The following is a 25,153-nucleotide window of genomic DNA, read 5'->3' on the forward strand; positions in this document are numbered from 1 at the left end:
TGGGCCAGAAGAAGCTCGTTCTTCTCAGCTTCGCTCAGCACATGAAGCGGGGGTGGGGCCATCAGCAGGGTGAATCAAACTCCGAGTCACCGCGCAACCATTTTCTGCCAACCTCCTGAGCAGTTACCCCGGCCCAGACCCGTGCGCGAATTCCGCGCGCGGTTTTTTTTGCGTCCGGAAAGGCCGGTTACCCCCACCCAACCCTCCCCCGAGCGGGGGAGGGCTTGTTTGTGGGCGGAGGGGAGGAGCCAGCGCGATGGGTTTGCTCCCCTCCCCGTCGGGGAGGGGTTGGGGGTGGGGGTTCGGCGCTTCAGGAACGGCGCGGTCTACCGCTCAGAGCGTCGCGATGATCCGGCTGACCGCATTGGCGACGGCGGGGTGGCTGGCGAAGCCCAGGTGGGTGCAGCGCAGGCCGATGGCCAGATCGCGCTCACCCGGCAAGCCGCGCGACGAGCGGGGCGAGACGATGCCATCGCGCGAACTCCACAGCGCCACCGTCGGCACCGGCGGCTTGGGGCCGAAGCAGTGCTCACCCACCGGCGGGTTGTCGACCGAATGCCCGGCAATCGCCTGATAGGCGCGCCAGGCGTTGTTGGCGCGGCGGTCGCCCGAAAACGGCGAGCCGAGCGTGATCACCATCGCCACCGCTTCGGGGTGCAGATGCGCCAGTTCGCGCGCGTACAATCCGCCAAGGCTCCAGCCGACCAGCACCAGTGGCTGGCCTTCCTTGCGCGCCATCGTGCAGACCCGCTCGCACAACCGCTCGAACCGCGCCTCGTCCGCGCCGAAGTTGAAGCCCAGCCCCCAGTCGCTGACCCGGTGCCCCGCCGCGCTCAACCGCTTGCCAAGGCCCTTCATCCGCGCCGGGTGGGTGCCGAAGCCGGGCAGCAGCATGACCGGATGCGATACCTCCGCAATCGGTTGCGGCGTAACGCGCAACGGCGCCGCGCGCCCGGCCTGCCACAGTTCATACGGCGTGCGCAGTTCCCCCAGAAAGCGCCCGATCGCAGGCCCGCGCGCATCGCTGGGACGCGGCTGAAACGCCAGCGCGCGGCGACGCTCAAGCTCGCCGCGCAAGCGGGCAAATTGCTCACCCGCCTGACGAATCAGGCGCGCGGTCTGGCCTTCGGGGGGATTCTCAAGGGTTTGCTGCATCGCGATCATGTGCCGTCCATTGTCTCAACGCACGATGAACGCCAGATGTTTCGGATTGTTTCAAATCAGTGTCAGAAATGTTGCAGGGCTGGTGGGCCGTGCCCCCGCTCATCCGCCCGCTTTGCCACAGTCTATTGGCATTGCATGGACGCGCTTTGTTCCCCATATCCTCCGCATGGCCGAACTCGTTATCCGCAGGGGACTCGAAGAGCCCGACACCTCAGGCACGTTCGTGCCGCACAAGCCGCAGCGCCCGGAAAAGAGCGATGGCGGGCGGCCGTTCAAGGTCGTGTCCGAATACCAGCCGGCGGGCGACCAGCCGACCGCGATTGCCGATCTGGTGGCCTCCGCGCGCGATGGTGACAAGACGCAAGTCCTGCTGGGGGTGACCGGTTCGGGCAAGACCTTCACCATGGCAAAGGTGATCGAGGAATTGCAGCGCCCCGCGCTGATCCTTGCGCCGAACAAGATCCTGGCCGCGCAGCTTTACGGCGAGATGAAAAGCTTCTTCCCCGAAAACGCGGTGGAATATTTCGTCTCCTACTACGATTACTATCAGCCCGAAGCCTATGTCCCGCGCTCGGACACGTATATCGAGAAGGAAAGTTCGACCAACGAGGCGATCGACCGTATGCGCCATTCGGCCACGCGATCCTTGCTCGAACGCGATGACGTGATCATCGTCGCCTCGGTTTCGTGCATTTACGGCATCGGGTCGGTCGAGACGTATTCGGCGATGATCTTTGACCTGAAAGTCGGCAGCAGCGTCGACCAGGGCGAGATCATCCGCAAGCTGGTGGCGCTGCAGTACAAGCGCAACGACACCGCCTTTGCGCGCGGCGCCTTCCGCGTGCGGGGCGACAATCTGGAAGTGTTCCCCTCGCACTATGACGATACGGCGTGGCGGGTGTCGTTCTTCGGCGACGAGATCGAAAGCATCGTCGAGTTCGACCCGCTGACCGGCAAGGCGGGGTCGAAGCTGGAAACCGTGCGGGTCTATGCCAATTCGCACTACGTCACCCCCGGCCCGACGATGCAGCAGGCGGCGGCCGCGATCCGCTTCGAACTGACCGAGCGGCTCAAGGAGCTGACCGAAGCGGGGCGGCTGCTGGAAGCGCAGCGGCTGGAGCAGCGCACCAACTTCGACCTTGAGATGATTGCCGCCACCGGATCGTGCGCAGGGATCGAGAACTATTCGCGCTTCCTCACCGGGCGCCTGCCGGGCGAGCCGCCGCCGACGCTGTTCGAATATCTGCCCGACAACTGCCTGCTGTTCCTGGACGAAAGCCACCAGACCGTGCCGCAAGTCGGCGCGATGGCGCGCGGCGACCACCGGCGCAAGCTGACGCTGGCGGAGTATGGCTTCCGCCTGCCCAGCTGCATCGACAACCGCCCGTTGCGCTTCAACGAATGGGACGCGATGCGGCCGCAGACGATCGCGGTTTCGGCCACGCCCGCCAGTTGGGAGATGGAGCAGGCGGGCGGCGTCTTTGCCGAACAGATCATCCGGCCGACCGGGCTGATCGACCCGCCGGTGTTCATCCGCCCGGTTGAGGATCAGGTGCAGGATTGCATCAACGAATGCCGCGAAACCGCCGCGCAGGGCTATCGCACGCTCGTCACCACGCTGACCAAGCGGATGGCCGAGGACTTGACCGAGTTCATGCACGAGGCGGGCCTGCGCGTGCGCTACATGCACTCCGACGTCGAAACGCTGGAGCGCATCGAACTGATCCGCGACTTGCGGCTGGGCGTCTATGACGTGCTGGTCGGCATCAACCTGCTGCGCGAGGGGCTGGACATTCCCGAATGCGGGCTGGTGTGCATTCTGGACGCCGACAAGGAAGGGTTCCTGCGCAGCGAAACGTCGCTGATCCAGACCATCGGCCGCGCCGCGCGCAACGTGGATGGCCGGGTGATCCTCTATGCCGACCGGATGACCGGCAGCATGGAGCGCGCCATCGCCGAAACCGACCGCCGCCGCGCCCGGCAGGAAGCCTTCAACCTCGAACACGGCATCACGCCGCAAACGATCAAGCGCAACATCCACGACATCATCGCCGACACCGCCAGCCGTGACGGCGTGCTGGTGGAAATCGACGACGACGGCGCCAACAACCTCGTCGGCCACAACTTGCGCAGCCACATCGAGGACATGGAAAAGCGCATGCGCGCCGCCGCCGCCGATCTGGAATTCGAGGAAGCCGGCCGGTTGCGCGACGAAATCCGCCGACTGGAAGCGACCGAGCTTGGCCTGCCTGAGGGCGAGCGGAAAGCGCCGATTGTCGGCCGCAGCAACGAGGGCAAGCCGGGCACGCGCAAGACGCGGTATGGAAAAAGCCAGAAGAAATGGGGGAAGTGAGGTGGGCTTGACCGCGCGCGCCAAATGTCCCATATAAAGGACAGTGACGTGTCGGCCACGGCATACATTCAGATACACACATTTGGCCACGCAGATCGGAAACGGTCGAAAGCGCTCGTATTGCGCAGCGAATGAGCTGGAGGTTGGTATGGTGAATGGTGTGGTATCACAAATAACGATCAACATGACCGATGGTTTGAAAAAATGGTTGGATGAGCTTCCTGATCGAAAGACTCGATTGAGAATTATCGATCGGATCAAGCGCCTTGCGGATGGCAATGCCGGTGATTTCAAATCTGTAGGTGACAATGTACTGGAATTGAGGTTTCGCTTCGGCCCCGGGTATCGAGTGTATTATACATGGCAGAACTCGCGCTTGGTCCTCTTGCTTGCTGGCGGAGACAAGGACAGTCAGCCTCGCGATATTATCCGTGCCAAGGCTTTGGCGAAGGAGGCAAATGATGGCCTTGAAAGTTACGAAGTTTGATCCAGCCGATTACATAGACACAGACGAAGACATCCTCTTCTATCTGGAAGCGGCGATGGAGGGGAATGACCCCCGGCATATCGCCAGCGCGCTTGGAGATATCGCTCGCTCCAAAGGCATGAGCGAGATCGCGCGCAAAAGCGGCCTTGGACGTCAGGCTTTGTACGCCGCGCTTTCCGACAACGGCAATCCGACGCTTGAGACTTTGACCTCGGTACTTAAGGCGCTGGGCTTGCAACTGAGCGTCCAGCGCGCCGCCTGACCAGCGACCGCGCCAACCAGCCCACCCGACACCTCCGATCCCGCTTGAATTCCGTTCCATCTGTGCTGGCCCCGGCTTGCGGTGCGCGGGGCCTGTGGCATATACTCAGGCCATGGTCGGATTGATGCGCATTTTCCCCTTGGTTCTGCTGGCTTTTGCCGTGCTGTCCGGCTGTTCGCGCGCGCCTGCGGCCACGATGCCGAGCGGGCCGGTCGATGCCGTGCGGGTCGGGCTGCCGACCAACGGTGAAGCCAGCGCGCTGCCCGATCCTGCCGCCCATGCAAGCTGGAGCGGTGATGGCCATGCCGTGCGCTATGGCGCCGCCGGAACAGCGCCGCTGCTGGTGCTGGAATGCCGCGCGGGGCAACTGGCGGTCACCCGCAACATCCCGGCCGAGATCGGCGCGCAGGCGCTGTTTGCGCTGCAGGGGCCATCGCACATTCTGCGCCTGCCGGTCGATGCCACGGCCATTCCCGGCCAGCGCGGCTATGTGTGGAAGGGGTCCATCGCGGCGGACGATCCGCGCCTTGCCCTGTTCGGCTCGGCCTTCAACGGCACCTTGCCCGGCGGCGGCATGATCAAGGCCAGCGGCAGTTCGCTCGCCGCCGACCTGATCCGCCGCTGCAGGGCCGAACTGCCGCGCGGTTCCTGATCCACCGCGGCAGGGCTGCGCTGCGCTGCGCCGCGGTTCCTGATCCGCCGCTGCAAGGCTGCGCTGCCGTTCAAGCTTGCCGAAGCCGTTAAAGCTTGCCGAACTTCGCCTCGTAGGCGGCGGTATCTCCGGCGATCAGCAATCCGGCCTGCTCGATCCAGTTGTCGCGAGCGGGGCGTCCGGCAAAGCTGCCGAGTTGCGCATCGATCGCGGCCAGATCGGCGTCGCTCCACCCGGCGATCTGCGCGAAAGTGGTGATGCCAAGTTCCGCCAACCGGCTGCGCAGCTTGGGGCCGAGGCCCTTGATCCGGGTCAGGTCATCGCCGCCTTCGACCACCGCAGCGGGCGTCGGCGCAATCGCTTCGGCAAAGGTGTCGACCACCGCCGCCACGCTGGTTGCTGCCGCTGCGGGGGGAGCGTCGATCAGCGCGCTGTTGCGCTGGGCGGGCGCCGCGCCTTCGGACAGGACATCGCGGTACTCACGCTGCACCGCGCGGGGTTTGCGCCGCGCCAGCAGCAGCCACAGCGCCGCCGCCAGCAGCAAGACAATGCCGCCGACAAGTGCGGGGTTGGCCTGAATCCACTCGATCATGAACGCTCCTGCGGCAATATGGCTGACAACCGGCCAGAAACCGGGCCCGGAACGGGGCCAGAAACCGGGCCAGAAACCGGGACGAATCGCAGCCGCTTTTCCACACCCGGCCACACCTTGCCAAGCCGCATTGCGCGGCCCCCCATGTGCAAGATCAGACGGGCTTCTGCTGCTTGCGGAACAGCAGACGGTCTTCCGGGCCGAATCCGAACCGCCAGATCACCAGACAATAGACCCCCAGAATAGCGGGGATGCCCAGCGACAGCTCGACCCATTCGGGCAGCAGGCGCACGACATAGCCCACCGCGATGGCAGGGGCCGCCGCGGCAAACAGCGCCCACCGCCAGTTGTTGATCCGCTCTTTCAGGATGCGCGCCAGCAAGTGCGCCTTGAGCAAGGAGGACAGCGCCAGCGTCAGCGCCAGTGCCAGCGCGGCCAGACTGGCCTGCACCAGCGCATCGAACCCGGCGCGGCGCGCGGCCAGCATGAATGCCACGGTCAGCACGCCCTGCAAGCCGATGGTGCCAAGGCTGATCCACAAGTTGCGCATCCGCGCGACGTAGATCAGCGCGGCCTCGCTCACCACCGAGGTCGCCGCGACCACTTCGGCGGCCAGCAGCAGCGCCAGCGTGGTGGTGCCGACGACGAAGTTCGGCCCGACCAGCCCCATCACGCCCTTGCCCGGCAGGCCCAGCGCAAGCGCGATCCCGGCTTGCGCGGCGGTGATCCAGAACCCCACCTGACAGACCTGCCGCGCGATGGCGGAACGGTTGCCCTCGCGCAAGTTGCGGGTGATCACCGGGCCCAGAATGGGTTCGAAGCTGGTCTTGAGCTTTTGCGGCAGCGTGGCAACTTGCTGCGCGACATAGTAAATGCCCACCACAGCGGGCGGCGCAAACGTGCCAAGAATGAAGATGTCGAGCTTGCGCGTGCCCCATTCGACCGCGTCGGCGCCAGCGAGCGGCAGCCCGCGCAAGGTCATCCGCATCAGATCGCCCGGGCGCGGCGACCATTGGCGCGGCAGGCCATAGCTGCGCATCAACGGCACGAACGCGGTCAGCATCGCGCCGAACAACGACGCGCCATAGGCGAGGATCAGCCCGCTCTGCTGCAGGCCCGGCACCCATTTGCCCGCCAGCCACAGCGCGCCTGCGACAATCGACAGCGTCCACGGCTCGACCACCGCGCGCGCCCGCACGGTTGCGCCAACATCAAAGCGATAGGCCAGCGCCGCCAGCGCGATGTCGCCCAGCGCCAGCGGCAGGATCGTCAGCGGCAGCAGGCGTTGCAGCGGGGTGAAGTGGCCGCTGGGAAACATCGGCGCGGGAAACAGGATCAGCAGCCCGGCCATGATCCCGGCGACCAGAAACGACAGCAGCAGCGCATCGGCAACGACGCAGGCCGGGGACCGATCATCGCGCGCCAGTTGCTGCGCCAGCCCGCGCTTTTGCCCCAGCGTCGCCAGTTGCGCGGCCAGTTCGACCGCGATCGTGGCCGAGGCAAAGCGGCCCAGATCCTCGGCCCCATAAAGCCGCCCGGCGATGAACAGGAACGGGATGCGCGCCGCCAGCCGCAGCAGGAACCCGAAGAAATTGGTGCGCCCGCCCCGCGCCAGCGCGGCAATGTCGCGCTGTTCGGCCGCAGCGGCGGCCGCAGTCGCGCGCTGTTCCGCCGGAACGCCGGGCACGGTTGCCGCAGCCTCAGCCAAGATCGTGCTCCGCACCACTGGCAAGATCGTGCTCCGCACGCAGGGGCCGCGCGAGCAGTCCGGCAACCGCTTCGCGTGCCGGAACCGTGCCCGCCACCAGTGCCGCCACCGCCGCCACGATCGGCATCGCGATGCCACGCTGGGCCGCAAGGTCCGCCAGCACCGGCGCGGTATAGGCACCTTCGGCCACGGTCGCCGCGCTGGCCAGCACGGCGTCGGCCCGCGCGCCCTCGCCCAGCGCCTTGCCCAGCGAGAAGTTGCGGCTCGATGTCGAAGAACACGTCAGCACCAGATCGCCAAGGCCCGACAGCCCCGCCAGCGTCTCGACTTGCGCGCCCAGCGCCAGGCCAAAGCGTTGCAGTTCGGCAAAGCCGCGCGCAATCAGCGATGCGCGGGCGTTCTGGCCAAGGCCCAGCCCTTCGACCACGCCGCACGCGATCGCCAGCACGTTCTTGACCGCGCCACCGATCTCGGCACCGATCACGTCTTCGGAGAAATAGGGGCGGAAGGCCGGTCGCGCGATCACCGCAGACAGGCGCTGCCACTGTGCGTCGCCGCCACTGCACGCCAGTGTCACCGCCGTCGGCAATCCGGCGGCGACTTCGTGGGCGAACGTCGGGCCGGACAGCACCGCCAGCCGCGCCTGCGGACTGGCCGCGCGGGCAACGTCGGCCATCAACCGCCCGGTTCCGGCCTCGATCCCCTTGGCGCAAAGCACGACATCGGCCTGCGTCGGGCCAAGCCGGGCGAGCACGGTGCCAAGGTGCTGCGCCGGGGTCACCGCCAGCAGCACCGGCACGGTGGCAAGCTCGGCCAGATCGTCGGTCGCGCGGATCGTCGGGTGCAAGCGCGCGCCGGGCAGGAATTGCGGGTTGGCGCGGGTTGCATTGATCGCGGCGATGACCTCGGCCTCGCGCGCCCAGATCAGCACGTCGCGCCCGTCGCTGGCGAGCGTTTGCGCCAGTGCGGTGCCCCATGCGCCCGCGCCCAGCACGGCAACTGTCGCTGCTTGGGAATTGTGCACGCTCATGCCTTTACCCCGGCCCCGCGCGCGGGTGCCGCATTTGCATCCAGAGGCCAGCGCGGCCGCGCGGCCACATCAAGCCCGTCCCGAAAACCGGCGGCAAAGCGCTCTGCCCCGGCCCATCCGATCATGGCAGCATTATCCGTACACAGTTTCACCGGCGGCGCCACCAGCGCAAGGCCCGCGCGCGCCGCAACCTGCTCAAGCGCCCCGCGCAAGGCGGCATTGGCCGCCACCCCGCCCGCCACGACCAGCGCGGTCGGCGGCGGCGCACTGCCTTCGAGCGAGGCGAGCGCGCGGGCGGTGCGGTCGACCACGCAGTCGATCGCGGCCTGCTGGAACGAGGCGGCCAGATCGGCCTGCGCATACTTGCCCGATTCGTGCGCGCGCAGCACCGCGCTTTTCAGCCCGGCGAACGAGAAATGCGGCTCGGCGGTGCCTGCCAATGGCCGGGGCAGCGGCACGGCTTGCGGATTGCCCGCGCGCGCCAGCCGCTCGACCGCCGGACCGCCGGGATAGCCGAGGCCCAGCACTTTGGCGGTCTTGTCGAACGCCTCGCCCAGCGCATCGTCGATGGTGGTGGCAAGGCGGCGATAATCGCCCAGCCCGCGCACTTCCAGGATCTGGCAATGGCCGCCCGACACCAGCAGCAGCAGATAGGGATAGGCCAGGTCCGGGTCGGCAAGCCGGGGGGAAAGCGCGTGGCCTTCCAGATGATTGATTGCCAGCAACGGCTTGCCCGAGGCCATCGCCAGCGCCTTGCCGGTGACCAGTCCGACCATGACACCGCCGATCAGGCCCGGCCCGGCGGTGGCCGCAATGGCGTCGATCCCGGCCAGCGTCAGCCCGGCGTCGGCCAGCGTTTCGGCCACCATCGGGGCGATCACTTCGGCATGCGCGCGCGCCGCGATTTCGGGCACGACCCCGCCATAAGGACGATGCGCCGCGTCTTGCGAAGCGATGTGCTGTGCCACGATCCGCGCATCCAGCGTGGACGCACTTCCGTCGATCACGGCAACCGCTGTTTCGTCGCAAGAGGACTCGATGCCGAGGATCAGGGCCATGGGGAGCTTTCCCTTAGAGATAATCCCGTTTACGGCAAGCGGCGCATGAACAAGACCATAACGCCCGAGCCCGAACCGATCCTTCGCGCGCGCCCGCTGCGGCTCGGCACCCGCCGTTCGCCGCTGGCGCTGGCGCAAGCCAGAGAGGCGCAGGCGCGCCTGTGCGCCGCGCACGGCTGGTCGCTGGCCAGCGTCGAGATCGTGCCCGTGATCGCCACCGGCGACCGCATTCAGGACCGTCCGCTGGCCGATATCGGGGGCAAGGCGCTGTGGACCAAGGAGCTTGAGCTGGCTCTGGCGCAAGGCGAGATCGACTTTGCGGTCCATTCGATGAAGGATGTCGAAACCCACCGTCCCGCCAGCCTGACCATCGCCGCCGTGCTGCCCCGCGCCGATGTGCGCGACGTGCTGGTGGGGGCGGACAGCATTGCCGCCATTCCCCAGGGCGGGCGGGTCGGCACCAGCGCGCCGCGCCGTGCCGCGCAAATGCTCCACTTGCGCCCCGACCTGTCGATCGTGCCGTTTCGCGGCAACGTCGCCACGCGGCTGGGTCGGCTGGAACAGGACGAGGCGGACGTGACGCTGCTCGCCGCTGCCGGGCTTGAACGGCTGGGGCAGAGCGACGTCGGCACCGCGCTGGCCGCCGATCTGTGGCTGCCAGCCCCGGCGCAAGGGGCCATCGGGATCGAATGCCTTGCCGCGCGGACCGATCTGATCGCCGAACTCGCGGCGATCGATCACGCGCCCAGCCATGCCGCGATTCGCGCCGAGCGCGCGCTGCTGCTGGGCCTTGGCGGCACCTGCCACAGCCCCATCGCGGTGCTGACCACGCTTGATCAGGAGGGCGCGATGACCTTGCGCGCCGCGCTGTTCAGCCCCGACGGCGCCGAGCGGATCGAGGACAGCGCGCGCTTTGCGATCGGCGATGACGCGGCCCCCGCAGCGCTCGCCGCGCGCCTGCTGGCCAAGGCGCCACCCGCCATCGCCGCGCACTTCAACGGTATCTGATGCCCCGGCCGCTGCTGGTCTTGCGTCCGGAGCCGGGGGCGACAAGCACGGCCACCGCCGCCCGCGCGCTGGGGCTTGAGCCGGTGGTGGCCCCGCTGTTCCGCATTGCGCCGCGCCGCTGGGCCTGCCCGGACCCGGCCGTCTACGCCGGTCTGCTGGTCGGCAGCGCCAATGTGGTGCGTCATGGCGGCGATCGCCTAGCCGCCTTGCGCGGCCTGCCGGTCCATGCGGTGGGCGAGACGACCGCTGCCGCAGCACAGGCCACAGGGTTCGCCATCGGTTCGGTGGGCAGTGGCGGGTTGCAGGCCGTTGCCGCCGATCTGGCCGCCGGGCGCTATCTGCGGCTTGCCGGAGAGGCGCATGTGCCGCTGGCCACGCCCGCAAACGTCACGGTCGACACGCTGGTGATCTATGCCGCGCAACCCCTGCCGCTATCCCCGATCGCGGTGGAGGCGGTACGGGCGGGCGCGGTGATCCTGCTCCATTCGGGCGAGGCGGCGCGGTATCTTGACGCAGAAATGCACCGCTTGGGCGTGGCGCGCGAATCAGCTAGGATCGCGGCCTTGGCCCCGCGCATTGCCGCATTGGCGGGCACAGGATGGCATGATGTTGGAATCGCTTCACAACGTTCTGACCACGCAGTGCTGGCATTGGCCGCGGAAATGTGTCAGACAGTGTGACTTGGGCGCAACAAACAAGCGAAAAATGCGGGATGCCTGATATCACAATGGGTCACTCGCCAGATACACGACCGACCATCGGGGGCAGATCACGGGGGCGTGCTGTCCCGGCGCTTATCGCGCTGCTGATCGTCGGCGGGCTGGCCAGCGCGGCATTCTATGGCTGGCAAGCCGGTTGGCTGCCGCTTGACCGGATCGCCTCGACAGAAGCCGCGGGCGCGCCCGACGGTGCCGAAAGCGACGACGCATCCGAAGCAGCCAGCGCCAATCAGGCCGCCGCCAATGCGGCGCTGACCAGCGCGGCGGCAAAGGTTTCCGTCCTTGAACAGCGCCTCGCCGAACTCAACCAGCAGGCCAATGCCGCCGCCGGGCAAGCCGGGCGCGCCGAAGCGTTGCTGGTGGCCTTTGCGGCGCGGCGCTCGATCGAGCGGGGACAACCGCTGGGCTATCTTGAAACGCAACTGCGCGTCCATTTCGGCGCCAGCCAGCCGATTTCGGTCGATCAGGTCATTCTGGGCGCGCAGAAGCCGGTCACCCAAGGGTCGCTGGCCGAACAGTTCGCACAGCTTGAACCCCGGCTGGCCGGTGGCGCGCCCGATGAAGGTGGCTGGGGCTGGCTTAGCCGCCAGTTTGCCGAGATGTTCGTGATCCGCCGCGACGATGTGCCCTCGCCCATGGCCGAAAGCCGCATCGCCCGCGCGCGCCAGCAGATCGCCGGTGGCCGCATCGACATGGCCATCGCCGAAGTCGAGCGCCTGCCCTCGCACGCCGCAGCCGCCGACTGGCTGGCCCGCGCGCGCGACTATGTGAAAACCCAGCATGCGCTCGATCAGCTGGAAACGGCGGCCATTGCGGTGCCCGTGCCGCCGGTATTGAACGCCCCGGTGCTGCCGCCAGTACCCGCTCTGTCCGCAGGAGCGGCCGTTGTTGCGCCGACCGTTGGCGGCCCGGCCGTTAGCGGCCCGGCTGCAACCGCCGCGCCGACACCCCAGGCAACCGGATCGACCCGCCAGCCCTGAAGCCGCCAGCCCAAAAACCGCCAGCCCTGAACCAGTCGCCCCGGCTTGCTCAGGCGCGCAGCAGCGGCGGCAAAGCCCCGCTCATGCCGCGCGCCTCATCCATGAAAAAGCGCTTGAGCGGGGGCAGTCGCTGGACGCCTGCCATGCCCAGCCGCCGGATGGCGGAAGGGATGCGCCCCGGAATGCCGAACAGCCGGGTCAGCACATCGGTCGCCCCGGCCACCATGAACGTGTCGAGCGAGCGCCAGCGCTCATAGCGGGCCAGCAATTGCGCATCGCCCGGATCGAGCCCCAGCCGCATGCCCTCGCTCAGCACTTCGACCAGCGCCGCCACGTCGCGCAAGCCCAGATTGAGCCCTTGCCCCGCGATCGGGTGCATCCCGTGTGCGGCATCGCCGACCAGCGCCAGCCGCTGATCGACCATCCTGACCGTGTGGTGGAAGTTGAGCGGATAGGACGTGCGCGGGCTGGCGATCTCGATCGCGCCGAAGATGCCGCCCATGCGCTTGTCCACTTCGGCCAGGAATGCCCGGTCGGACAGGGCCAGCACGCCTGCCGCATCGCGCTCGGCCACGGTCCAGACCAGCGCCGAGCGGTGGCGCGGCGTGCCCGTGGCGTCGGGCGCATCAAGCAAGGGCAGCAGCGCGAACGGCCCGGCCGGATAGAACACCTCCCACGCCACGTTGTCGTGCGGCTTTTCGTGGTTCAGCCCGGCGATGATCGCGCGGTGGCCATAATCCCAGCGCGCGGGCGTGAACCCGGCTTCGTCGCGGGTGGGCGACTTGCGGCCCTCGGCACCGACCATCAGCCGCGCGCGGATCGTCCGGCCATCCCGCAGGATGACCGAGGCGCCCTGATCATCACGTTCGCGCGATGCGACGTGGGCGTTGGGCAGAAAAGTGATCGCCTGCTCGCGCGCGGCGGTCTCGTACATCACCAGCCGCAAGTCGCGGTTTGCGTACATCCGGCCGAGCGAGCCATCCTCGGGCCCCGGCTGGAAATCGATGCGTCCGGGTTTCATCCCGTCGGTGACGGCGATCGCCGCGATCGGGCAGCCGCGCGGCTCCAGCGCCTCGGCCATGCCAAGGTTGGTGTAGAGGTTCCAGCTTGCGGTCGAGATCGCCGAAGCCCGCCCGTCGAACCCGTCCGCCGTTTGCGCCGCCGGGTCCGAACTGTCGATCACCGCGCTGGTGATCCCGGCGCGGGCAAGGCCGATGGCCAGCGTCATGCCGACAAGGCCCCCGCCGATGATCACGACGTCACTGGTAATATCGGTCAAGGCGTCACTCCACAGGTCGAACCGGCCCCGGCGTCAAGGTCGAGGCATCTTCCATCAAATGTACCGGCGGGCACATTGAGCCCGATCAAGGCCGCCAAAGTGGGGGCGATATCCACCGTTTCCACGGGGCTGGGCTGTTCGAACCCGGCCATGCCCTTGCGCCAGAACAGCATCGGCACGCGCCGGTCATAGTCCCACGGACTGCCGTGCGTGGCGACATAGCCCGGTCCGGGCTTGGGCAGAGCCACCACGCCGCGCTGCAACAGCACCACGAAATCGCCCGAACGCGGCGCATAGAACGAGGCGCGGGCGCGCTGGAGCAGCGTCCATGTATCGGGCGAGGCGGTGGGCAGCGGGGTTGCGGCAAGTTCGTCGGCGGTGAACACGGCGGCGACTTGCGGATCGGCGAGCAGTTCGGCCTTGGCGGCGGCGACCACTTGCGCCTTTTGCGCAGGGGCCAGATCGCGCTTCACCCAGAAGTCCCCGGCCGGTCCATCGGCAAGGATCAGGCCCTTGGGGTCAAGCCCCAGCGTGGCGCCGACTTTGTCAGACAAAGCCTCGGGCAGCAGCGCGATCCCGGCCCGCTGCGCCTTGGGCAAGGCTTGCTGGTCAAGCCGCTCGGGCAAGTCGAAGCCGCCGTGGTCCGCCGTCAGCACCACCGCATAGTCGATGCCGCGCTGGTCAAGGCTGGCGAAGAAATCGCCCAGCGCGGTGTCGAGCTGGTGCAACTGGATGCACATCTCGGTGCCCTCGGTTCCATAGCCGTGGCCGACGAAATCGGTGACCGACAGGCTGACCGAGAGCATGTCGGGCGTCGCGCCCTTGCCCAGCATCTGCTCGTCGACCAGCCGCGTCGCCAGATCGAGCACCGCGCGATCCAGCCGGGGCGAAACGCGAAACCCGTTGGCATCGCCGGCATTGAGCGCGAACCGCCCGGTGCCGACCGTGACCGGCCCGGCCGTTACCGCACGTTCGCGCGCGCCGCACCAGTCGGGCAAGTCGAACGGCTTGTCGCCCGCCGTGATCGTGGTGGTGACAGCGGCGTTCTGCGCAACGGCGGTCGGCCCGACTGCGCGGCCTTCCAGCGTGGTGAAGCCACTGCCTTTCCACCAATAGCCCTGATCGATCACGTGCCCGCCCATCATCAGCGTGGCGCGGTCCTTGCCCGAAACCGCCAGGTTGCGGCTGGTCGGCCAGACCGCCTTGATCCGCTCGCCCAGCGTCGGCACCAGCAAGTGCCCGACCGAGGCGACATAGTCCTTGGGGTCGGCCGCCGTCCGGGTCTCATCCTCGGCGCAATAGACCACCTTCTTGGCGCGGGTCACCGACTGGTCGATCCAGTTGTTGGCGATGATCCCGGTGTGCGCCGGGCGCATCCCGGTCAGGATCGTCGAGTGGCCGGGGCAAGTCTCGGTGGCGGCGTGGCTCTGATAGCCCGCCGGAAACACCGCGCCTTGCTGCAAACGGCCAAGCCCGCCGGTAAAGTGGCTGCGATACTGCGCAAACAGATCGGCCGAAAACTGGTCGACCGCAATCGCCACCAGCAAGCGCGGGGCATTTGCCGGAACGGCAGGAGCCGCAGCGGCAACAGGCGCAACCGATCCCTTGTGGGCCGTATTGTGGGCGGTTCGGGCCAGCGCCGCAGGCGCGAACGGCAAGCTCAGCGTCGCCAGCAGAAGGGCAGCTTTGCGGGAGAGGGTCATGTACCTTTGGGCTCCTGAAACGGGCAACGCTGGATATGGCCGGGCTGGACTCGGCAAGAAGGCGAACCTATCTAACCGCTGATGGCCCTGCGGAACGTCCGGTGCAAGGGGGCCTGCACCTTCGTTCCTGATCGGGTAGCCATGCGTCACGCGGGATTGCAAGTACTTGGAATCAAGACCCGCTGGATCATAGCGATGTTTGTGACCGCGCTGTGGCTGGCGCTGGGTTCGGTTGCGGCGCAGGCCGAACGGCTCGATCCGGCCGCGCCCTCGCACATCCGCGCCTCGCTGGTGGCCGAACGGCCCGCAGCGCCGGGCGAGACGATCCAGCTGGCGGTGCTGATGCAGCCTGCCGCCAACTGGCACGGTTACTGGTCCAATCCGGGCGATGCGGGACTGCCACTGCTGCTCGACTGGACCCTGCCCAAGGGCGCGAAGGCTGGCGACATGCGGTTCCCCGTGCCGCAGACGCTGCTCATCGCCGGGCTGATGAACCATGTCTATGAACATGATTTCGCGGTGCTGGTGCCCTTCACCCTGCCCGCCGACGCCAAGCCGGGCCAGACGCTGGCGCTGTCGGCCAAGGCGCAATGGCTGGCCTGCACCACCACGATCTGCGTGCCCGAAGAAGCGACGCTGACCGGCAGCGTGGTAGTCGGATCGGGCGCCGCCGACCCGCGCTTCGAAGGCTGGCGCGCCGCGCTGCCCGCCCCGCTCGACCGCGCCGGTGTATTCAGCGCCACGCCGCAAGGTTTGCGGCTGGCCATCCCCTTCCCGGCCAGCGCCAAGCTGGATCAGCCGCACTTCTTCATCGATGGGCAGGGCGTGATCGACTATGCCGCGCCGCAAGTGTTCACCCGGCAGGGCGACTGGCTGCTGGTCGATCTGGCCCGGCCCAAGGGTCAGGGCGCGGAACAGGCCACCCGGCTGTCAGGCGTGCTCGCACTTGGCAAAGCTGCGGGCGGCATCGCGCTGACCGCCAGCGCCGGGCCGCTTCCCGCAGGCGCCGATGGCGGCGCGGCGACGGGCGCATTCTCGCTGGTGACGCTCGCGCTGGCTGTGCTGGGCGCGCTGGCCGGTGGACTGGTGCTCAATGTCATGCCCTGCGTGTTCCCGATCCTCAGCCTCAAGGCGCTGGCACTGGCGCGCGGCAACAGCGAACATGCCCGCACCGAAGGCCTTGCCTATACCGCAGGCGTGGTGCTGGCCTGTCTGGCGCTGGGCGGCGCGATGCTGGCCTTGCGCGCGGCGGGTGAGCAGGTCGGCTGGGCGTTCCAGTTGCAAGACCCCGGCGTGGTCGCGCTGCTGTTGCTGCTCGCGGTGGCGATCACCGCCAACTTCGCCGGACTTTACGAACTGCCGGGCCTGTCGCTGGAAGGCGGCGCGCCGGGCAAGCACGGGGCGTGGGGATCGTTCGGCACCGGCTTGCTGGCGGCCTTCGTGGCGACGCCGTGCACCGGTCCGTTCATGGCCGCCGCGGTCGGCGCCGCGCTGGTGCTGCCGACTTGGGCGGCGCTGGCGGTGTTCGCCGCGCTGGGATTTGGCCTTGCGCTGCCGTTCCTGCTGATCGGTTTCGTGCCCGCCTTGCGCAAGCTGCTGCCGCGTCCGGGGGGCTGGATGAACACCTTCCGCCGCGCGATGGCGGTGCCGATGGGGCTGACCGTGCTGGCGCTCGCGTGGCTGGCATGGCGGCTGGGCGGCCCCGGCTATGCCGCGCTGGTGCTGGCGCTGGCGGCGCTGCTGGTGCTGACTCTGGTGTTTGCCGGGCGTGGTCAAAGCCTGGGCAAGCCGGTGGCGCGGCTGGTGGTTCCGGCCGTGGTGGTGCTGGCCGCAGTCGGCCTTGGCATCGCCCCGCGTCTGGTCAGCGCCGACCACGGCAGCGAGGCAAGCGCCATCGGCGCGCAACCCTTCAGCGAAGCCGCACTCGCCAAGGCCCGCGCCTCAGGCAAGCCGGTGTTCGCCTATTTCACCGCCGACTGGTGCCTGACGTGCAAGGTCAACGAAGGCGTCGCCATCGAAACCGACGCCACCCGCGATGCCTTCCGCAAGGCAGGCGTGGTCGTGCTGGTGGGCGACTGGACCCGCCGCGATGCCGCGATCAGCCGCTTCCTGACCACGCAAGGCGCGGGCGGCGTGCCGCTGTACTTGTGGTATCCGGCCCATGGCGAAGCGCAGAAACTGCAGCAAGTGCTGACGCCCGACACGCTGACCGCGCTGGTGAAGCATTAAGGGTTCGCGGGAGGGCGCGAAGAAAGTTCCTTCCCCATCGTCACCCTGAACTTGTTTCAGGGTGACGAAGAAAAAGGCAATGGCGGCAGCGTCCCTACAGGCTCTGCCCGTCGTCCAGCGAGATGTGCGCGCCGGTGACATAGGCCGAGGCATCCGAGGCAAAGAACAGCAGCGGATCGTCGAGCGCGGTGATCGGGGTCAGGCGGCGGCGCGGCCAACTGGCGATCTGGCGCTGGCCGGCCTCGGTATCGAACCATTCGCCGTCGATCTCGGTACGGATGTAGCCGGGCTGGATCACGTTGACGTTGATGCCCAGCCGCGCCCATTCGCGCGCCAGCTGGCGGCCAAGGTGCTGCACCGCCAGCTTGGTGGCGGCATAGGCCGAATCGCCCTGCCCGGTCATGTGCGAAGTGATCGAGCCGAGCAGGATGATCCGCCCGCGCCCCGTTTCCTTTGACCCCGCCTTGATCAGCCGCCGCGCGCCTTCGGTGGCGGTGAGGTACACCCCGTTGAAATTGGTGTCGACCAGCCGGTGCAGCCGCTCGGGCGTGATATCGATCGCACGTCCGGCCTCGGCAATCCCGGCATTGGCGACGACCACGTCGGGGGTGCCGAACACCGCCTCAGCCGCATCGAACGCCGCGGCAATCGACGCCGCATCGGTCACGTCGAGCGCCACCGCATGCGCCCGGCCCCCGGATGCCACGATTGCGTCGGCCAGCGCGGCCACGCGCTCCACCCGGCGCGCACCGATCACCACCGCAGCGCCAGCGGCTGCAAACAGCCGGGCAAAGTGCGCGCCAAGGCCCGAGCTTGCCCCGGTGATCAGCGCAATGCGCCCTTCGAGCGAATAGTGTGGGCGTTCCATGGCCATCCTTCCCCCTGATGTGGTCGACTTAATGGGTCGATTAACAGGTCAGCGAACAAGGTCGAGTCAGAACTTCCGATCAGAACTTGTTGTCGCGGGGGAAGCCGTTGGGCGGCAGCCGTCCGGCGGCGCCGCGCGCCACCTTCCACGGTAGCAGATCCTTTTCCACGCGGGTGCGGCCGCTGTCGCCGCCCATCGCCCAGGTCAGCCCGTCTTCAAGCTTGAGCGTGATGGCGTCGGCCAGCCCGCCGTCCTTGTAGCGTTGCAGGCCGACGCCCTGCCCGCGCGCCAGCACCGGCACTTCGCTGAGCGCAAAGATCACCAGCTTGCGGTTCTCGCCCATTACCGCCACGTGATCGTGCTCTGCCGCGATCTCGCGCACGATCTGCAGCTTGACGCCGGGCTTGGTCGAAACGACCCCACGCCCCTTGCGCGTTTCGGCGAGCAATTCGTCCATCTCGGCGGCAAAGCCGCGCCCGGTGTTGGTGGCCAGCAGCAGTTGCCCCTTAGGCCGATAGGGCACCACGGCGATGACCTGCGCCTCGGGATCAAGGTCGAGCATCGTGCGGATCGGTTCGCCAAAGCCGCGCGCACCCGGCAGCTTGTCGGCCCCGAGCGTGTAGAACCGGCCATTGTCGAGCGCGAACAACAGTTTGTCGGTGGTCTGCGCGTGAAAGGCAAAAGCCGGGCCATCGCCTTCCTTGAACTTGAAGTCGGTATCGAGCGCGACGTGCCCCTTCATCGCCCGCGCCCAGCCGCGCTGCGACAGGATCACCGTCACCGGCTCCTTCTCGATCATCGAATCCATGTTGAATTCGCGCGTGGGCGCGGCTTCCAGAATGGTCGTGCGGCGCCGTCCGAGCGGGGTTTCCGGTCCGTATTCCTTGCGCAGTGCGCGCAAGTCCGCCTTCAGCCGCCGCTTCTGCAGCTTCGGATCGTCGAGCAGCGCCTGCAAGTCGGCCTGCTCGGCCAGCAGCTCGTCGCGCTCCTTGCGCAGTTCCATTTCCTCAAGCCGCCGCAAGCTGCGCAGCCGCATGTTGAGGATCGCTTCGGCCTGACGGTCGTTCAGCCCGAACTCGGCCATCATCACCGGCTTGGGCTCGTCCTCGGTGCGGATGATCTCGATGATCCGGTCGAGGTTGAGGTAGGCGATGATGTAGCCGTCGAGCAGTTCCAGCCGGTTGGCGATCTTGTCCAGCCGGTGCTGCGCCCGGCGCAACATGATCGCGATCTGGCTGACGATCCATTCCTGCAGCAGCAGCTTCAGCCCCAGCACGCCGGGCGTACGCCGCGCATCGAGCACGTTGAGATTGAGCGAGAAGCGCGTTTCCAGATCGGTCAGCCGGAACAGCGATTCCTTGAGCAGATCGGGATCGACGTTGCGGCTTTTGGGCACCAGCACGATGCGGATCAAGGTGTCCGATTCGTCGCGCACATCCTCAAGGATCGGCAGCTTCTTGTCACCGATCAGCGCGGCGATCTGCTCGATCAGCTTGCCCTTGTGGACCATGTAGGGGATTTCGGAGAGGACCAGTTGCCACTGGCCGCCGCCCAGCTTCTCGATGCCGGTCGGCTCCCAGCCCGCATCCTCGCCCTTGTCGTTGACGATGCGCCCGGTGGAAAAGCGCCCGCGCGTACGGATCGCGCCCTTGCCCGCTTCATAGGCGGCGCTGATGGCCGCCGGGCTGTCGACCACGATCCCGCCGGTCGGGAAGTCGGGGCCTTGGAACACCCGCATCAGGTCGGCATGTTCGGCCTGCGGATTGTCGATCAGCACCAGCGCGGCATCGACGATTTCGGCAACGTTGTGGCTGGGGATCGACGTCGCCATGCCCACCGCGATGCCGGTGGAACCGTTGGCGAGCAGGTTGGGGAACAGGCCGGGGAAGATCTCGGGCTCTTCCTCCTCGCCGTTGTAGGTCGGGTGGAAATCGACCGTGCCTTCTTCAAGGCCGGCCATCAGCCGCATCGCGGTGCGGGTCAGCCGCGCCTCGGTATAGCGATAGGCCGCCGCGTTATCGCCGTCGATGTTGCCGAAGTTGCCTTGGCCCTCGACCAGCGGATAGCGCAGCGCAAACTCCTGCGCGAGCCGGACCATCGCGTCATAGACGCTGGCATCGCCGTGCGGATGGTACTTGCCGATCACGTCGCCGACCACGCGCGCCGACTTCTTGAACGCGCCGGTGGCGTCCAGCTTCAACTGGCGCATCGCCCACAGCAGCCGCCGGTGGACCGGCTTCAACCCATCGCGCAAGTCGGGCAGCGAACGCGCCGTGATCGTCGACAGCGCATAGACCAGATAGCGCTCGGACAGCGCGGCATCGAACGGCGCATCGACGATGGCGTCGAATGGATCGGAATCGGGCGGGGTGTCGATGGCCATGGCGCTATTGCTCTAGCAAGTCCACGGCCCGCCGCAAACCTGCGGAACATGCCGATCCCCCGTTCATTTGGACAAGGAAACTTTCCCCCTCAGTGCAGGAGACCAAGCCATGTCCAAGCGCGTGCTCATTCTGGCCACCGACGGCTTTGAACAGTCCGAACTCATCGAACCCAAGCGGTTGCTGGAAGAGGCCGGGTACGAAACCGTGGTCGCCAGCCCGAAACCCGGCACGATCAAGGGCTGGAACCACACCGACTGGGGCACCAGCGTCAAGGTCGATGCCCTGCTCGACGAGGTCGACGCCGATGATTTTGATGCGCTGCTGCTGCCCGGCGGCCAGATGAACCCCGATGTGCTGCGGCTCAACGATCGCGTCCTCGAACTGATCGAGGACTTCGACGATCTGAACAAGCCGATCGCCGCGATCTGCCATGCCCCGTGGTTGCTGATCGAGGCCAACATCGTCGATGGCCGCACCGTCACCGGCTGGGCCTCGATCCGCACCGACCTGGCCAATGCCGGGGCCAACGTGGTCGATCGCGAAGTGGCGGTAGACGAAAACCTGATCACCAGCCGCCAGCCCGGCGACATTCCGGCGTTCGTCCACGCGCTGATCGACCTGCTCGAATCCGAAGATCCCTATACCGACGACGAAGCCGAAACCGACGAGGAGAACGAAGGCGGGCCGGTGATACCCGACTGACCTGCCGGCCTGCCGTTCAGCCGCGCTGCATGTCGCGCGATTCGTCGGGGATGCGCACTTCCAGACCGTCAAGTTCGGCGGTCAGGCGGATCTGGCATGACAGGCGGCTGGTACGGGTAACGGCGGTGGCGAGGTCGAGCATGTCCTCCTCGTCCTCGCTCGCTTCGGGCAGGCGGTCGAACCAGCCGGGCGCGATCACGACATGGCAGGTGGAGCAGGCCATCTGCCCTTCGCACGTGCCTTCCAGCGCCATGCCGACGCCCTGGCCCAGTTCGAGCAGGCGCTGGCCTTCGTGGCCGGTCGCCTCGACCTTGGTCCCCTGCGCGGTGACGAACGTGACCTTCACCATCGACTCACACTCCCTGCGCCAGCGTCGCAGCGTTGATCGCCGCGGCTGCGCCCAGCAGTTCATCCTCCGTCGTATAGCGTCCAAAGCCTATGCGGATCGCGGTTTTGGCCTGCTTGTCCGAAAGTCCGAGCGCGCGCAAGACGTGGCTGGGTCGGCCAGACCCGCTGGCGCAGGCAGAACCGGCCGAAAATGATACAGTGCGGCAATCCGACAACAGTCTTGCCACGTCCACGCCATCGCGCCGCACGTTCAGGTTGCCCTGCCAGCGCGCATCGGCGCTGCCGTTCAAGGCCCAGTCGGCAAACAGCGCGCGCGCCGTCTCCCACAGCTTTTCCACATGCAGCCGGTCGCTTTCCCCCAGACTTGTGCACAGCGCGGCAGCAGCGCCGAAGCCTGCACACAACGCGGGGCTGAGCGTGCCAGAGCGCAAGCCGCCTTCCTGTCCGCCGCCGTGGATCAGCGGTTGCAGGGCCACACCATCGCGCACCCACAGCGCGCCGATGCCCTTTGGTCCGTAAAGCTTGTGCGCCGACAGCGCGATCAGGTCGGCATTGGCGGGCGCGGCGATCTTGCCTGCGCCTTGCACCGCATCGCACAGGAACAGCGCGCCAGCCGCATGGGCCCGCTCGGCCAGTTCCGCAACCGGCTGGATCGTGCCGATCTCGTTGTTGACCTGCATCACCGCGACAAGGCCGGTGCCGTCGGGGATCGGCACCGCCGGATCGACCAGACCATCGCCCCCCACCGGCAGCAGATGGCAGGCGGGATCGGCAAAACGGGCGGTATCGAGCACGGCGGCGTGTTCGATCGCCGACACCGCCAGCCGTTTGCGCCCCGACCCCAGAATGGCCAGATTGAGCGCTTCGGTCGCGCCCGAGGTGAACACCACCCGGCCCCCCGGCGGCAACAGCGCGGCCACCTGATCGCGCGCCACCTCGATCGCGGCTGCCGCCGCCCGGCCCGATCGGTGCGGACTGTGCGGGTTGGCAAAGCCTGCCGCCTCGGGCCCGGCCAGCCATGGCAACATCGCGGCCCGCGCCTCGGGCGCAAGCGGGGTTGTCGCCTGATAGTCGAGGTAGATCATGCGCCCGCCACCTCGGTCCAGGCGGCAAGGAAGCGGTCGATTTCGGCCCGCGTGGTTTCGCGCCCGATCGACACCCGGATCACTTCGCCCGCGCCCTCGCACCGCATCGCGGTGAGCACATGGCTGGCCTTGAGCGAGCCCGACGAACAGGCGCTGCCCGCCGAAACCGCAATCCCCATCCCGTCAAAGCGGATCAGTTGCGCGGTCGCCGACTTGCCCGGCATCCGGTACGCGCCGATGGAGGCCAGGCGCGGCGCACCTGCCGCCACCACTTCGCCACCTGCTGCGACGATCCCTGCCTCAAGCCCATGGCGCAAGGGGGCGGCGTCGGTCAGCCAGTCGTGGCCAGCTTCAAGCGCTGTCGCCATGGCCAGCGCGCCCGGCAGGTTCTCGGTGCCGGGACGATAGCCGCGCTCCTGCCCGCCGGTCGGACGCAGCAAGGCCCAGTCGCGCACCAGCAGCGCGCCGATGCCGATCGGCCCGCCGAACTTGTGCGCCGATACCGCGATCAGGTCGGCGTCGGGCAAGGCGATCTTCCCCGCCGTCTGCGCGCAGTCCGCCAGCAGCAGCCCACCTGCCGCGCGGACTTGCGCGGCGATCCGGTCGAGCGGCTGGATCACGCCCGTCTCGTTGTTGGCGTGCTGAATGGCGACCAAGCCTTGCGGTCCCTCCGCCGCATCACCCAGCAACCCGGTTCCGGCACGGACCGGCCAGCGCGCCGCGGCGCCGGACAACCGCAGCACCGCCTCATGCTCCACCTCCGCAACCGCGCTCAGCGGCTTGGCGCTGCGCCCGATGGCAATGGCCAGCGCCTCGCTCGCGCCGCTGGTGAAGATCACCTCGCCCCGCCAGCCCAGCGCGGCCTGCACCCGCGCGCGCGCCTGCTCCAGCGCGGCGCGCGCGGCGCGGCCCGCTTTGTGCGGGCTGGACGGGTTGGCCCAAAGCCGGAAACCCTCCTCCATCGCCGCCCTTGCCTGTGGCAAAAGCGGCGTGGTGGCTGCATGGTCGAGGTAGATCGGGGGCAAGGGCAAAACGGGGGGCAAGGGCATTTTTCCGCAAACGTTGCTTTCGGGTAACGAATTTCTATATAGCACACGGTTCAATTCCCAGCCCCGACGGAAATCGTCGGCGTGGCGCCAGCAGACAGGTTCATCAGGACAACCGATGCCCGCAGTCATTTTCCCCGGTCCCGAAGGTCGTCTCGAAGGGCGTTTCCAGCCCGCCACGCGCAGCCGCGCGCCCGTTGCGATGATCCTGCATCCCCACCCGCAGGCCGGGGGCACGATGAACGACCGCGTCACCCAGGCGCTGTACAAGACCTTCGTCCAGCGCGGCTTTGCCACGTTGCGCTTCAACTTCCGTGGCGTCGGCCGCAGCCAGGGCAGCTTTGACAACGGGATCGGCGAGCTGTCCGATGCCGCCGCCGCGCTCGACTGGGTGCAGTCGATCCACCCCGAAGCCAGCACGACGTGGATCGCGGGCTATTCCTTCGGCGCGCTGATCGGCATGCAACTGCTGATGCGCCGTCCGGAAATCCGCGGCTTCATCTCGGTTTCGCCGCCCGCCAACATGTACGATTTCAGCTTTCTGGCGCCGTGCCCGGCTTCGGGCATCATCGTGCAGGGTGCCGCCGATACGGTCGTCACGCCCAATGCCGTGCAGAAGCTGGTCGACAAGCTGCGCACGCAAAAGCACATCACCATCCATCACGATGAAGTGCCGCGCGCCAACCATTTCTATGAAAACGAACTTGATGAGATGATGCGCGCCGTCGACAACTACCTCGACATGCGCCTCTCGCCGGATTGCCCGATCAAGTAACGGGCAGATTTTCCGAAACTCTGACAAGGGCCGCAAAGCACATGCTTTACGGCCCTTGTCAGTGATGGCGCGCCTTGTCCGCCAGCGTTTCGCCCGATGGTGTCGGCAGCGTCCAGATGACGATGTTGGTCGCCATGACCAGCGCCAGCCCGATCATCAGCGCCGGCCGCTGGCGCTCACCCCGCCGCAGCAGATAGACGGCTCCGGCGGCCAGCGCGGCCGCCGTGAGCATCAGCAGGGACAGGGCGATATCCAGCATCGCGGAGCCTTTCTTGCCGGTCAGCCGCCGAACAGGCCCTTGGCCAGTCCGCCAAGGTCGTTCAGGGGGTTGCCGTCGCCATCCTTGTCGAGAAAGCCGGTGACCAGCTTGGCCGCGTCGGGGTGCTGCGACAGCGCGGTGGCGAAGCTGGCAAGCGATCCTTCGCCGCCGATATGGCCAACAATCTGCTGCAACACGTCGCTGCCAAGGCCAGAGGTGGCCGCTGCGGTTTCCACTGTGTCGCCCGGCGCCTGATGCCCGGCGGCAAGCGCGGCGATGGCCGATTCGACTTGCGACGGATCGATCCCGACCTTGGTCGCAAGGTTCTGCACGTCGACGTTGCTGCTGACCTGGCCAAGGATCTGGTCAAAAATGCTCATGTGCCTATCTCCGATCGACCGCGAGGTGGGGCGAAAGCCCGTTCGAATCGACGGCGAACCCTACAACGCGCAGACCGGTGGC

The 25,153-nt window shown here is 67.5% G+C and carries 24 protein-coding genes; 10 read left to right on the forward strand and 14 right to left on the reverse strand.

The annotated features are described in order from the left end of the window. Positions 1-333: 333 nt before the first annotated feature. Positions 334-1,155, reverse strand: coding sequence for a triacylglycerol lipase (locus tag LDN95_RS09560; protein ID WP_226017446.1), 822 nt, complete (start codon positions 1,153-1,155; stop codon positions 334-336). A 175-nt stretch (positions 1,156-1,330) separates the two neighbouring features. Here LDN95_RS09560 and uvrB point away from each other — a divergent pair, with 175 nt between their 5' ends. From uvrB to LDN95_RS09580, 4 genes are all read left to right on the forward strand, one after another. Beyond that, positions 1,331-3,517, forward strand: a complete 2,187-nt coding sequence (gene uvrB / locus LDN95_RS09565) for an excinuclease ABC subunit UvrB (RefSeq protein ID WP_226017447.1) — start codon at positions 1,331-1,333, stop codon at positions 3,515-3,517. A gap of 184 nt (positions 3,518-3,701) precedes the next feature. After that, on the forward strand, positions 3,702-4,004 hold the full coding sequence (locus tag LDN95_RS09570; protein ID WP_226017448.1) for a type II toxin-antitoxin system RelE/ParE family toxin: 303 nt from the start codon (positions 3,702-3,704) through the stop codon (positions 4,002-4,004). Beyond that, a complete protein-coding gene (locus LDN95_RS09575; protein ID WP_226017449.1) occupies positions 3,979-4,266 on the forward strand; it encodes an addiction module antidote protein in 288 nt (95 codons plus the stop codon). Before LDN95_RS09570 ends, LDN95_RS09575 begins: the two co-directional genes overlap by 26 nt. A gap of 112 nt (positions 4,267-4,378) precedes the next feature. Next, a complete protein-coding gene (locus tag LDN95_RS09580; protein ID WP_226017450.1) occupies positions 4,379-4,918 on the forward strand; it encodes a hypothetical protein in 540 nt (179 codons plus the stop codon). Positions 4,919-5,006: 88 nt separating this feature from the next. On the opposite strand, the gene LDN95_RS09585 is transcribed toward LDN95_RS09580, so the two are convergent. The 4 genes from LDN95_RS09585 to tsaD all read right to left on the reverse strand — a co-directional run bounded on the left by LDN95_RS09585 (position 5,007) and on the right by tsaD (position 9,306). Beyond that, complete coding sequence (locus LDN95_RS09585; protein ID WP_226017451.1) at positions 5,007-5,510, reverse strand: hypothetical protein; 504 nt, start codon at positions 5,508-5,510, stop codon at positions 5,007-5,009. A 154-nt stretch (positions 5,511-5,664) separates the two neighbouring features. After that, the gene (locus tag LDN95_RS09590; RefSeq protein ID WP_370631676.1) at positions 5,665-7,218 is read right to left on the reverse strand and encodes a lipopolysaccharide biosynthesis protein; all 1,554 of its coding nucleotides are present in this window, start codon (positions 7,216-7,218) and stop codon (positions 5,665-5,667) included. Then, positions 7,211-8,248 (reverse strand): NAD(P)H-dependent glycerol-3-phosphate dehydrogenase, encoded by a 1,038-nt coding sequence (locus LDN95_RS09595; protein ID WP_226017452.1) that lies wholly within the window; start codon positions 8,246-8,248, stop codon positions 7,211-7,213. Before LDN95_RS09595 ends, LDN95_RS09590 begins: the two co-directional genes overlap by 8 nt. Then, positions 8,245-9,306, reverse strand: coding sequence for a tRNA (adenosine(37)-N6)-threonylcarbamoyltransferase complex transferase subunit TsaD (gene tsaD, locus LDN95_RS09600; protein WP_226017453.1), 1,062 nt, complete (start codon positions 9,304-9,306; stop codon positions 8,245-8,247). The genes LDN95_RS09595 and tsaD overlap by 4 nt, the downstream gene beginning before the upstream one ends. A gap of 45 nt (positions 9,307-9,351) precedes the next feature. On the opposite strand from tsaD, the gene hemC reads away from it, so the two are divergent. The 3 genes from hemC to LDN95_RS09615 are packed head-to-tail and all read left to right on the forward strand — an operon-like array spanning position 9,352 to position 12,013. Beyond that, positions 9,352-10,314 carry a hydroxymethylbilane synthase gene (gene hemC / locus LDN95_RS09605; protein ID WP_226017454.1) on the forward strand — a complete coding sequence of 321 codons (963 nt, stop codon included), beginning with the start codon at positions 9,352-9,354 and terminating at the stop codon, positions 10,312-10,314. Continuing rightward, positions 10,314-10,994: a uroporphyrinogen-III synthase gene (locus tag LDN95_RS09610; RefSeq protein WP_226017455.1), complete on the forward strand. Its 681-nt coding sequence runs from the start codon at positions 10,314-10,316 to the stop codon at positions 10,992-10,994. Before hemC ends, LDN95_RS09610 begins: the two co-directional genes overlap by 1 nt. A 32-nt stretch (positions 10,995-11,026) precedes the next feature. Continuing rightward, positions 11,027-12,013 carry a hypothetical protein gene (locus LDN95_RS09615; protein WP_226017456.1) on the forward strand — a complete coding sequence of 329 codons (987 nt, stop codon included), beginning with the start codon at positions 11,027-11,029 and terminating at the stop codon, positions 12,011-12,013. 49 nt (positions 12,014-12,062) lie between these two features. Here LDN95_RS09615 and LDN95_RS09620 read toward each other — a convergent pair whose 3' ends face one another. Continuing rightward, on the reverse strand, positions 12,063-13,241 hold the full coding sequence (locus tag LDN95_RS09620) for a UbiH/UbiF/VisC/COQ6 family ubiquinone biosynthesis hydroxylase (protein WP_370631677.1): 1,179 nt from the start codon (positions 13,239-13,241) through the stop codon (positions 12,063-12,065). Positions 13,242-13,288: 47 nt separating this feature from the next. Beyond that, on the reverse strand, positions 13,289-14,995 hold the full coding sequence (locus tag LDN95_RS09625) for an alkaline phosphatase family protein (protein WP_226017458.1): 1,707 nt from the start codon (positions 14,993-14,995) through the stop codon (positions 13,289-13,291). A gap of 195 nt (positions 14,996-15,190) precedes the next feature. On the opposite strand from LDN95_RS09625, the gene LDN95_RS09630 reads away from it, so the two are divergent. Next, positions 15,191-17,224 (forward strand): protein-disulfide reductase DsbD, encoded by a 2,034-nt coding sequence (locus tag LDN95_RS09630; protein WP_226017459.1) that lies wholly within the window; start codon positions 15,191-15,193, stop codon positions 17,222-17,224. Between the two features lie 94 nt (positions 17,225-17,318). On the opposite strand, the gene LDN95_RS09635 is transcribed toward LDN95_RS09630, so the two are convergent. Both LDN95_RS09635 and parC read right to left on the reverse strand, forming a co-directional pair. After that, complete coding sequence (locus LDN95_RS09635; RefSeq protein WP_226017460.1) at positions 17,319-18,092, reverse strand: SDR family NAD(P)-dependent oxidoreductase; 774 nt, start codon at positions 18,090-18,092, stop codon at positions 17,319-17,321. 79 nt (positions 18,093-18,171) lie between these two features. Continuing rightward, a complete protein-coding gene (parC, locus tag LDN95_RS09640; protein ID WP_226017461.1) occupies positions 18,172-20,475 on the reverse strand; it encodes a DNA topoisomerase IV subunit A in 2,304 nt (767 codons plus the stop codon). Positions 20,476-20,584: 109 nt separating this feature from the next. Between parC and LDN95_RS09645 the strand changes: the two genes are divergently transcribed. Continuing rightward, positions 20,585-21,178, forward strand: a complete 594-nt coding sequence (locus LDN95_RS09645; protein ID WP_226017462.1) for a type 1 glutamine amidotransferase domain-containing protein — start codon at positions 20,585-20,587, stop codon at positions 21,176-21,178. Positions 21,179-21,194: 16 nt separating this feature from the next. On the opposite strand, the gene LDN95_RS09650 is transcribed toward LDN95_RS09645, so the two are convergent. The 3 genes from LDN95_RS09650 to LDN95_RS09660 are packed head-to-tail and all read right to left on the reverse strand — an operon-like array spanning position 21,195 to position 23,660. Next, positions 21,195-21,527 (reverse strand): 2Fe-2S iron-sulfur cluster-binding protein, encoded by a 333-nt coding sequence (locus LDN95_RS09650; RefSeq protein WP_226017463.1) that lies wholly within the window; start codon positions 21,525-21,527, stop codon positions 21,195-21,197. Between the two features lie 4 nt (positions 21,528-21,531). Then, positions 21,532-22,611, reverse strand: coding sequence for a cysteine desulfurase family protein (locus LDN95_RS09655; protein ID WP_226017464.1), 1,080 nt, complete (start codon positions 22,609-22,611; stop codon positions 21,532-21,534). Further along, the gene (locus LDN95_RS09660; RefSeq protein ID WP_226017465.1) at positions 22,608-23,660 is read right to left on the reverse strand and encodes a cysteine desulfurase family protein; all 1,053 of its coding nucleotides are present in this window, start codon (positions 23,658-23,660) and stop codon (positions 22,608-22,610) included. The genes LDN95_RS09655 and LDN95_RS09660 overlap by 4 nt, the downstream gene beginning before the upstream one ends. A gap of 115 nt (positions 23,661-23,775) precedes the next feature. Here LDN95_RS09660 and LDN95_RS09665 point away from each other — a divergent pair, with 115 nt between their 5' ends. Then, positions 23,776-24,432, forward strand: a complete 657-nt coding sequence (locus LDN95_RS09665) for an alpha/beta hydrolase (RefSeq protein WP_226017466.1) — start codon at positions 23,776-23,778, stop codon at positions 24,430-24,432. Between the two features lie 58 nt (positions 24,433-24,490). Here LDN95_RS09665 and LDN95_RS09670 read toward each other — a convergent pair whose 3' ends face one another. Further along, entirely contained in the window at positions 24,491-24,691 is a 201-nt protein-coding gene (locus tag LDN95_RS09670; protein ID WP_226017467.1) for a hypothetical protein, read from the reverse strand. A gap of 20 nt (positions 24,692-24,711) precedes the next feature. After that, the gene (locus LDN95_RS09675; protein WP_226017468.1) at positions 24,712-25,071 is read right to left on the reverse strand and encodes a hypothetical protein; all 360 of its coding nucleotides are present in this window, start codon (positions 25,069-25,071) and stop codon (positions 24,712-24,714) included. Between the last annotated feature and the right edge of the window lie 82 nt (positions 25,072-25,153).

Source organism: Novosphingobium sp. FKTRR1 (assembly GCF_020404405.1).
Lineage (GTDB): Bacteria > Pseudomonadota > Alphaproteobacteria > Sphingomonadales > Sphingomonadaceae > Novosphingobium.

What these genes read in the sequence shown, in the direction of transcription:
- LDN95_RS09575 (WP_226017449.1), top strand. Translation starts at nt 3,979, where the DNA reads ATGGCCTTGAAAGTTACGAAGTTTGATCCAGCCGATTACATAGACACA.
- LDN95_RS09610 (WP_226017455.1), top strand. Translation starts at nt 10,314, where the DNA reads ATGCCCCGGCCGCTGCTGGTCTTGCGTCCGGAGCCGGGGGCGACAAGC.
- LDN95_RS09660 (WP_226017465.1), bottom strand. Translation starts at nt 23,660, where the DNA reads ATGCCCTTGCCCCCCGTTTTGCCCTTGCCCCCGATCTACCTCGACCAT.
- LDN95_RS09650 (WP_226017463.1), bottom strand. Translation starts at nt 21,527, where the DNA reads ATGGTGAAGGTCACGTTCGTCACCGCGCAGGGGACCAAGGTCGAGGCG.
- parC (WP_226017461.1), bottom strand. Translation starts at nt 20,475, where the DNA reads ATGGCCATCGACACCCCGCCCGATTCCGATCCATTCGACGCCATCGTC.
- LDN95_RS09665 (WP_226017466.1), top strand. Translation starts at nt 23,776, where the DNA reads ATGCCCGCAGTCATTTTCCCCGGTCCCGAAGGTCGTCTCGAAGGGCGT.
- LDN95_RS09620 (WP_370631677.1), bottom strand. Translation starts at nt 13,241, where the DNA reads ATGACGCTGGCCATCGGCCTTGCCCGCGCCGGGATCACCAGCGCGGTG.
- LDN95_RS09670 (WP_226017467.1), bottom strand. Translation starts at nt 24,691, where the DNA reads ATGCTGGATATCGCCCTGTCCCTGCTGATGCTCACGGCGGCCGCGCTG.
- LDN95_RS09595 (WP_226017452.1), bottom strand. Translation starts at nt 8,248, where the DNA reads ATGAGCGTGCACAATTCCCAAGCAGCGACAGTTGCCGTGCTGGGCGCG.
- LDN95_RS09580 (WP_226017450.1), top strand. Translation starts at nt 4,379, where the DNA reads ATGGTCGGATTGATGCGCATTTTCCCCTTGGTTCTGCTGGCTTTTGCC.
- hemC (WP_226017454.1), top strand. Translation starts at nt 9,352, where the DNA reads ATGAACAAGACCATAACGCCCGAGCCCGAACCGATCCTTCGCGCGCGC.
- LDN95_RS09645 (WP_226017462.1), top strand. Translation starts at nt 20,585, where the DNA reads ATGTCCAAGCGCGTGCTCATTCTGGCCACCGACGGCTTTGAACAGTCC.
- LDN95_RS09675 (WP_226017468.1), bottom strand. Translation starts at nt 25,071, where the DNA reads ATGAGCATTTTTGACCAGATCCTTGGCCAGGTCAGCAGCAACGTCGAC.
- uvrB (WP_226017447.1), top strand. Translation starts at nt 1,331, where the DNA reads ATGGCCGAACTCGTTATCCGCAGGGGACTCGAAGAGCCCGACACCTCA.
- LDN95_RS09570 (WP_226017448.1), top strand. Translation starts at nt 3,702, where the DNA reads ATGACCGATGGTTTGAAAAAATGGTTGGATGAGCTTCCTGATCGAAAG.
- LDN95_RS09655 (WP_226017464.1), bottom strand. Translation starts at nt 22,611, where the DNA reads ATGATCTACCTCGACTATCAGGCGACAACCCCGCTTGCGCCCGAGGCG.
- LDN95_RS09560 (WP_226017446.1), bottom strand. Translation starts at nt 1,155, where the DNA reads ATGCAGCAAACCCTTGAGAATCCCCCCGAAGGCCAGACCGCGCGCCTG.
- LDN95_RS09630 (WP_226017459.1), top strand. Translation starts at nt 15,191, where the DNA reads ATGTTTGTGACCGCGCTGTGGCTGGCGCTGGGTTCGGTTGCGGCGCAG.
- LDN95_RS09615 (WP_226017456.1), top strand. Translation starts at nt 11,027, where the DNA reads ATGCCTGATATCACAATGGGTCACTCGCCAGATACACGACCGACCATC.
- LDN95_RS09625 (WP_226017458.1), bottom strand. Translation starts at nt 14,995, where the DNA reads ATGACCCTCTCCCGCAAAGCTGCCCTTCTGCTGGCGACGCTGAGCTTG.
- tsaD (WP_226017453.1), bottom strand. Translation starts at nt 9,306, where the DNA reads ATGGCCCTGATCCTCGGCATCGAGTCCTCTTGCGACGAAACAGCGGTT.
- LDN95_RS09585 (WP_226017451.1), bottom strand. Translation starts at nt 5,510, where the DNA reads ATGATCGAGTGGATTCAGGCCAACCCCGCACTTGTCGGCGGCATTGTC.
- LDN95_RS09635 (WP_226017460.1), bottom strand. Translation starts at nt 18,092, where the DNA reads ATGGAACGCCCACACTATTCGCTCGAAGGGCGCATTGCGCTGATCACC.